Raw genomic sequence first — 7,798 nt, 5'->3', positions numbered from 1 at the left:
GAGCTCGCTATCGCTGTCAGGATAAGGGTTTATAGTTAACACACTCTGACGGAACCCAAGCGTCTATATAGCCTACAACCCCTATTCTACCGTTACTTAGGTGTTACTCAAAGCCATAACAGGATCCATCAATCTGTAGCCATAAAATAACCCCTAGGGGTTTAGTCTAGGGGTGTTAATTTATGAAAGGTTGACGATTAGATTAATCTATCTGATAGATAACTCTGAGAAATGCCTTAGCTTCTGGAGTGTCAACATCAAACCCTAACGCTGTTAACCGTTCTATGGCTACGTTCAATGGTATAGGTAACTTAGAAACCCCTTTGAGGACTTCTAAGGTAGCGTCAATCCCTTCTGTTTTATATTTACTCTCGTTGACGATTGCGCTATGACCCATAAGTCTAGCTCGTAACTCGATAGGTAGTCCATACTTTTCACCTAACAGGTTGTACAGTCTACGAAAAGCATATTTCTGGGTTACCGGGCATTTCATAGAGGAAATTTTTTGACTAAACATTACGTCAAAGCCTCTAACTATGCTTTTGGGTTTACTGCCTTTTCTAGGGGTATATTGAGGCAATAAAGGTTTTTTCAATTCCAGAAACTCAAACATTTCAGGGCTGGGAATTGGAGCTACAATCCTTCCCCCTGTTTTGATACTCACTTTCCGACCTTCTGAGTCAGTAAAGTAAGTGTAATCTCCTAATACCAAGTAATTGTCTTGATTATCAGGGTCTGATAGTGCTTTGATGATTACGCCATCTTCAGTTACAAATGGCTTAGTTAGATTAACGGCGGCGGCTATCTCGGTAGGTCTTAACCCGTACATTACTGCCATACCCGTCACCCATAACCAACTATGCCGGGATGATTGATGTTGAGGGTTTTTAACAGTATAGGCTTCTTGTTTGGCGCTATACCACCAATCCTTAAAGGCATCGATGCCTATCCGTTGTTTCTTTTTGAATTGCGTTTGTTTGGGGTCAATAGGTTCAAGCTTTTTAAGTAAATGGTCTTTGTTAGGTGATTTCTCAGCTATGGCTTTTAAGATGTAGTAACGTTCCTTGAAGGTTTTGGAGCCTACTAATTGTTCTCCATTCTGCAAGGGAATATATAGCATAGCCTTGAAACTCTCCCAGCTAGGATATTCATCCCAGTTAGGGAACAGCCTGAAATATGCCCCTTTAGTAGTGTCGTAAGACGCTAAGTCACTAGCGATATCGCGAGAACGTTTCCTTCCTGTGTTGCGGTTGTAACCCGCAAAATACTCATCCTCTAGTTGTTGGAATATTTCCCGATAGGCTATCAGATTATCCTCAATCTGGTTCTTTCCTAAGATAGTCGCATCGTACCAATCCCAAAATTCACTAGCGCTAGTGATAGTCCCTAGGGCTTCAGATACCAATTTAGCTTTCTTGACCCCGTCTATCACCCCTTCTGGAGTACACTCAAGGTTAGCCGTTTTGGGTAGTCGTTTTCCGGTTGGTGGTTGCTTAAACTGCAATAGCAGATTGTACCTAGTCCCGGTCTTTTGAAGTTTGAGAGTTACCCCTTTGGGACATTCCCCCTTAAAATCCTGATAAGCTTTCATGAACCTAGTGTAATTGTCGTCATAGTTGCCCTTTCCCCCTACTGTAGGGGTATCAGTAGCGTTACTCATTTTTTACTCACTTGTTATCCTGTTATGGCTTTGAGTAACACCTAAGTAACGGTAGAATAGGGGTTGTAGGCTATATAGACGCTTGGGTTCCGGCGGATAGATTCTGACCTGGCTCCGTTGCGAACCAACTCGATCGCCCCATTAGGATTATAATACGATTAGACGTGATAGGTAGATGTCCATTTTCCTGGCATCGAGCCCCTCAAGGGACGCGGCAAATCTATGTATCCAGACACTCAAAAAAGGGGGGAGTTCGCGGGACTTATACCCGTCCGAACAAAACACAAGTTAAAATAACAAACACTGCCCGCCGCTAGGCGGAAAGGGGGCGGATTCGGGGGGTCTAGGGCCTAAATAACTACTGGTGCGGAAATCTGACTCATCCCAATTGAGCAATATCGCGCTGGGTATTTAGGTTAAATTTAAATCATGCCGGATAGGTTTGTATGGATAGGTTTGAGTCAATCACCCGACAGATTGAACGACTTCGGGGTCATACTCGCCATTTATCATCGCGAGGAGGGACGGCTGAAGTGGTAAATCAAGGGACAAATAAGCAAAAATCCAGGGCGATCGCATTGAAGAACTCAGAAACTCAGGCGGGAAACGGTAACAGTTCCCCCACCGGAAAAAGGCGATCGTCTCAAATCAGTTATCCCGTCCTGTGGGTAATAGCAATTAGCACCCTCACAGGTGTCATGGGGGTTCGCTTTTATAACCAACCCAGATTATCAGTCGGCAGATATGCTCCTGAAGCCTTTATCGCTCCCGCTGATGCCAGCATTGAAGATCTAAAAACCACCGAAGAAAAGCGCCGAGCCGCTCAAATTGGCGAGATATCGGTTCTGGTTATCGATCCGACTATTGACCGGGAAATTCGGCAAAACCTCGAATCAGTATTTGATCAAATTAACACCATTCGAGAACTAGCTGGACCTCTTCCCTATGTCAATACTGGCATTGTCTCCACAGATGTCCAGAGCCATATTCGCCAGCTACCACAACGACAATGGCAAGAGTTGATTACCAAAGTTAATCAGACCCCTAGTTTAGAAACCACCGACGAACCGGAAACCGTCACGGTCGATAAATCTAATATCCAAAAGTTTAAGAGTAAATTGGAGCAGGAAAGACAGCAACGTAAGGCTTATTTACAACTGTCTCAATACCGCAACCGAGTTGACGAGGAAGTTTTTTCAGATTTAATCGCGGAAATCTCAAATGCTCGTCGCAGCTATGCCCAAGCGGTTGATTTACTCTCCGAACAACAGACCTCAGAAGCTAGAGACTTATATGATACCACTGTATTAAACTGGTCTGATCCACTGTGGCAAGAGACCCAATTTAGCATTTTACAGATAGCTAGACAAATGCTATCCCAAGGTATCGCTCTAGGTTTACCTAATGACATTATCAGACAAGCTGCCAGTCTCCATATTAACGGTGTAATTCCCCCAGAATCCCAAGGCTTTGCTCATACGGTTTTAAGTAGATATCTGCGGCCTAATTTGATTAAAGATCCCGTGGCTACCCGACGACGAGCCGAATTAGCTGCCCAAAAAGTTGAAACCGTGGTGGTGAATGTCAATAAAGGTGATGTGATTATCCAACCAGGTGAGACGATCACTCAGCGGGAATTTGTCATCCTTGACTATTTTGGGAAGAGTGAACGGGGGATTAATTGGAGAGGCTTAATGGGGTTTGTCTGCTTAGTGACAGTCTCCATTTTGATTGTGCTTGTGGTGCAAAAAAAATTCCGTCCGGGTTTGCGCCGACGAGATTACATTCTGTTATTGATTTTGAGTCTCAGCACTCCCGTTTTATTGCTGTTAAAAATACCAGCTACTAATTTGCCAGCGGTGGGGTTATTAATTGGGAGTTTTTATGGCTCTGCAGTCGGTGTTACTGTGGTAACTATGCTCTCAATAATGCTGCCTATTGGTATGGAAATTGAGACCATTTCCCTGGTGGCTAGTGCCGCTGGTGGTCTGGTGGGTAGTTTAATGGCTGGGAAGTTGCGATCGCGTGAAGAATTAGCCCTCCTCGGTGGGGTGGTAGGTGTCACTAAAGGGCTAGTGTATTTAATCGCTACCCTGATGATAAGTTCTACTGCTACTGTGATTTTTCATGTGCTGCTGGGGGCGGTCACTCTCAAGGTTTTTGAAGGTTTGGCTTGGAGTATTGTAGCTTTAGGATTAAGCCCCTATTTAGAGCACGTTTTTGACCTAATTACACCCATACGATTAGCAGAATTAGCTAATCCTAATCGCCCCCTACTGAAAAGATTAGCCACAGAAGCCCCTGGCACTTTTCAGCATACCATGTTTGTGGCTACTTTAGCAGAATCCGCCGCCAGCGCCCTAGGCTGTAATGTGGAACTGGTACGCACGGGAACCCTGTACCATGATATTGGTAAAATGCACGACCCCCTAGGATTTATTGAAAATCAGATGGGTGGTCCGAATAAACATGATGAAATTGACGACCCCACAGAAAGCGCTCGCATTATTAAAAAGCACGTCAGCGAGGGGTTAGTTATGGCTCGTAAATGTCGCTTACCTAAAGCTATTCAGGCTTTTATTCCCGAACATCAGGGAGAAATGTTGATTGCTTATTTTTATTATGCAGCCCAACAGCGAGCTCAAAAAGATGATAGCATTGTGGTTAAGGAAGAGGATTTTCGCTATGATGGACCTATCCCCCAATCTAGGGAAACTGGTATTGTGATGTTAGCAGATTCCTGTGAGGCGGCATTGCGATCGCTTAAAGATGCTACCCACGAAGAAGCCCTACAAATGGTTAATAAAATTCTGCGCGCTCGGTGGCAAGATAATCAATTAGTAGATTCGGGATTAACACGGGAAGATATGGCGAAAATCGCCGAAATTTTCGTCCGGGTCTGGGAACAAGTTAACCATAAACGTATCACTTACCCTAAAGGTGTTTTCTCATCAAGATAATGGATATTTGACAAATGTTTTCCCAAGTGTATTATTTACTATGTTCTCAACAGGATGGTCAATATGTAGCCGCTCATCCTAACCCCGATTTACCAGAAAGCTATGTGCTGCTATTTGCCGAACATTTTGAAGCCCTTAGCTACCTGAACCAACATGGCGCAGAAGTTAGCGATCGCTTTACCGTTGAATCTATATCAGGTTCTCAAATTAAAAGCATTGTTCAACGTTGGGGATTTTCTGGGTTGGGGATGGTAAAAGACCCCCTGATTCCCACCATTGAATTTTTATCCATTCAACCGGGATAATTATAACCGCTCCCTGGGGTATCTCCTCTGACTGCATTTCACAGATGCCATGGAGCCCTCAATGTGCCAAAATAATCCCAGAGAGTTCTATGATCATCAACAGCGCGGAGTTAAACTGTGGAGTCCCGATATAATCCTGCATCCATCGAACAGAAGTGGCAAAACACATGGGCTGAACAGGGGTTGTACCAAACCCATCAAGACCCCAATAAACCCAAATTTTATGCCCTATCCATGTTTCCCTATCCATCGGGAAGCCTACACATGGGTCATGTCCGTAACTATACCATTACTGACGTGATTGCCCGACTCAAGCGGATGCAAGGATATCGCGTCCTACACCCCATGGGATGGGATGCTTTTGGACTACCAGCGGAAAATGCAGCTATTGATCGCGGTATCCCTCCCCAGACCTGGACCTATCAAAACATAGCCCAAATGCGCGAACAACTCCAACGGCTGGGATTTTCCATTGATTGGGATGCCGAAGTAACCACCTGTTCCCCGGAATATTATCGCTGGACTCAGTGGATTTTTCTGCAATTTTTCCAAGCCGGACTCGCCTACCAAAAAGAATCGGCCGTTAACTGGGACCCCATCGACCAAACCGTATTAGCTAACGAACAAGTTGATAATGAGGGGCGTTCCTGGCGCTCTGGTGCTATAGTAGAACGGAAATTATTGCGCCAGTGGTTTCTCAAAATTACCGACTACGCCGAAGAACTCCTCAATGACCTGGAAAAACTCCCCGGTTGGCCAGAACGAGTGAAACTGATGCAGGCTAACTGGATTGGTAAATCAGTGGGGGCGCGTTTAGATTTCCCCATTGTGGGAGTTGATGATCAAATCTCTGTGTTTACCACCCGTCCTGATACGGTCTATGGGGTGACTTACGTTGTTCTCGCCCCAGAACACCCCTTAGTCGCCCAAGTTACCACCCCCGACCGTAAGGCTGAGGTAGAAGGGTTTATTAAACAAGTGACCGCTGAAAGCGAAATGGAACGCACCGCTGAGGATAAACCCAAGCGCGGCATTCCCACGGGTGGAAAAGCTATCAATCCTTTTACTAAAAAAGAGGTTCCTATTTGGATTGCAGATTATGTCCTGTATGAATACGGAACTGGGGCGGTGATGGGGGTTCCCGCCCATGATGTCAGGGATTTTGCCTTTGCTACTCAATACAATTTGCCCATTCGTCAGGTGATTGTTCCTGATGATGCTGATAACGATAATGACCCGGATGATGAGGTGAAGCAAGCCTACACGGAACCGGGAATTATGGTAAACTCAGGGCCTTTTAGCGGCGAACACTCTAGCCACGGTAAACAGGCGGTGATTGAGTATGCGGAAGATGAAGGCTATGGGGAAGGAAGGGTTCAATATCGCCTCCGGGATTGGTTGATTTCTCGTCAACGCTATTGGGGTTGTCCAATTCCGATTATTCATTGTCCTGACTGTGGGGCGGTTCCGGTTCCTGATGCGGATTTACCTGTGAAATTGCCGGAAAATGTGGAATTTAGCGGCCGTGGTCCGTCTCCGTTGGCAAGTTTGGAAGATTGGGTTAATGTTCCCTGTCCGAGTTGTGGCACGCCAGCGAAGCGGGAAACTGACACTATGGATACGTTTATTGATTCTTCCTGGTATTTCCTGCGCTATCCTGATGCTCAAAATGCTGACCAGGTTTTTGATTTAAGCAAAACTAACGATTGGATGCCTGTTGATCAGTATGTGGGGGGAATTGAACACGCGATTCTACATTTGTTGTATTCCCGCTTTTTTACGAAGGTATTACGCGATCGCAATTTATTAAAGTTTGATGAACCTTTCCAGCGCTTACTAACCCAGGGTATGGTGCAGGGGATTACTTATAAAAACCCGAAAACTGGTAAATATATCCCCCCTGATAAGGTGAACACCAATGAACCTAAAGACCCGGAAACAGGCGATCGCTTGCAGGTTTTCTTTGAGAAAATGTCGAAATCCAAATATAATGGAGTTGATCCATTATTAGTAATGGAAAAATATGGCGCAGACACCGCGCGTATGTTTATCCTCTTTAAAGCACCCCCAGAAAAGGATTTAGAATGGGATGATGCCGATGTAGAAGGACAATTTAGGTTCCTGAATCGGGTATGGCGGTTAGTTACCGAATTTGCGGCTAATCACTCTGTTAGTAGCACTAAATCAACTCCTGAGAATCTGAATAAAGCTGAAAAAGATCTGCGCCGCGCTATCAATAATGCTATTAAAGAAGTTACGGAGGATTTAGAGGGGGATTACCAATTTAATACGGCGGTATCGGAAATGATGAAATTGAGTAACGCCCTATCTGATGCTACCCCCATTCAAGACTCGCCTATTTATCAGGAAGGAATCGATACTCTGTTAAAACTTCTGGCTCCTTTTAGTCCCCATATTACTGAGGATTTGTGGCATCAAATTGGTCATGGTGATTCGGTACATTTACAATCTTGGCCGACTTTTGACCCCAGTGCTTTGGTGGTGGATGAAATCACTTTAGTAATTCAAATTAATGGCAAAACTCGCGGCACTATTCAGGTGGCTAGTGGGGCGGATAAATCCACTTTGGAACAACTAGCCAAAGACTCAGAAATTGCTCAACGACACCTGGAGGGTAAGCAGCTACGCAAGGTAATTGTTGTACCTGGTAAGTTGGTTAATTTTGTGGTGGGTTAATTTACCATTTGATGATGTTTGGTAGGGTGTGTCAGAACCAGGCTATATGAATCCTCACCGAACAATTATCGGCGCTACGCACCTCAATCAATTATCTCTAATGATGATTTTAGTAGGGTGCGTCAGAACCAGGCTATATGAATCCTCACCGAACAATTATCGGCGCTACGCACCTC

The 7,798-nt window shown here is 44.9% G+C and carries 4 protein-coding genes; 3 read left to right on the top strand and 1 reads right to left on the bottom strand.

Annotated elements, in window-relative coordinates; genetic code table 11:
* Window positions 1-202: 202 nt before the first annotated feature.
* Window positions 203-1,660 carry a recombinase gene (locus P5674_RS12770; protein ID WP_315670027.1) on the bottom strand — a complete coding sequence of 486 codons (1,458 nt, stop codon included), beginning with the start codon at window positions 1,658-1,660 and terminating at the stop codon, window positions 203-205.
* Window positions 1,661-2,106: 446 nt separating this feature from the next.
* On the opposite strand from P5674_RS12770, the gene P5674_RS12765 reads away from it, so the two are divergent.
* From P5674_RS12765 to leuS, 3 genes are all read left to right on the top strand, one after another.
* Window positions 2,107-4,620, top strand: a complete 2,514-nt coding sequence (locus tag P5674_RS12765) for an HD family phosphohydrolase (RefSeq protein ID WP_006616679.1) — start codon at window positions 2,107-2,109, stop codon at window positions 4,618-4,620.
* Window positions 4,621-4,634: 14 nt separating this feature from the next.
* On the top strand, window positions 4,635-4,925 hold the full coding sequence (locus tag P5674_RS12760) for a hypothetical protein (RefSeq protein WP_006616680.1): 291 nt from the start codon (window positions 4,635-4,637) through the stop codon (window positions 4,923-4,925).
* Window positions 4,926-5,042: 117 nt separating this feature from the next.
* Window positions 5,043-7,622: a leucine--tRNA ligase gene (gene leuS / locus P5674_RS12755; protein WP_006616681.1), complete on the top strand. Its 2,580-nt coding sequence runs from the start codon at window positions 5,043-5,045 to the stop codon at window positions 7,620-7,622.
* The last annotated feature ends 176 nt before the right edge of the window (window positions 7,623-7,798 follow it).

The organism is Limnospira sp. PMC 289.06, assembly GCF_032350395.1.
Taxonomy (GTDB): domain Bacteria; phylum Cyanobacteriota; class Cyanobacteriia; order Cyanobacteriales; family Microcoleaceae; genus Limnospira; species Limnospira platensis.
Note: the sequence above shows the minus strand (reverse complement) of the source record. Positions and strands in the feature narration are given on the sequence as shown.

Excerpts from the sequence above, each read along its gene's own strand:
- P5674_RS12760 (WP_006616680.1), top strand. The coding sequence starts at position 4,635 with ATGTTTTCCCAAGTGTATTATTTACTATGTTCTCAACAGGATGGTCAA.
- P5674_RS12765 (WP_006616679.1), top strand. The coding sequence starts at position 2,107 with ATGGATAGGTTTGAGTCAATCACCCGACAGATTGAACGACTTCGGGGT.
- P5674_RS12770 (WP_315670027.1), bottom strand. The coding sequence starts at position 1,660 with ATGAGTAACGCTACTGATACCCCTACAGTAGGGGGAAAGGGCAACTAT.